The sequence below is a fragment of the Flavobacterium tistrianum genome, from assembly GCF_003254545.1.
Taxonomy (GTDB): Bacteria; Bacteroidota; Bacteroidia; order Flavobacteriales; family Flavobacteriaceae; genus Flavobacterium; species Flavobacterium tistrianum.
Genome location: NZ_QJRH01000006.1, coordinates 1 through 223 on the forward strand (window position 1 = coordinate 1; position 223 = coordinate 223).

Sequence of the window (223 nt, forward strand, 5' to 3'; positions counted from 1 at the left end):
CATGGTCAACAAAGCTTCCTCCGTCGGTTCCTGCAGTAATTAAATTCCCTGCATCAGCGCTTATAACTTTTGATGTCGAAACTTTTCCCGCTTCATTTGTGTAAGATATATCTCCCGTAGCAGGATTTTGGGACTGTGCCGTTATCGTTTCCTGAATTGAAACTGGGATACCTTTCTCGTTTGAATAGCTTGCTATTGCATTTCCTGCAGTGACAGCAGGAGT

The 223-nt window shown here is 43.5% G+C and carries 1 protein-coding gene; it reads right to left on the minus strand.

From position 1 onward, the window contains the following. A partial coding sequence (locus tag DMB71_RS00030; RefSeq protein WP_162614716.1) for a hypothetical protein occupies positions 1 to 223 on the minus strand: 223 nt, incomplete at both ends.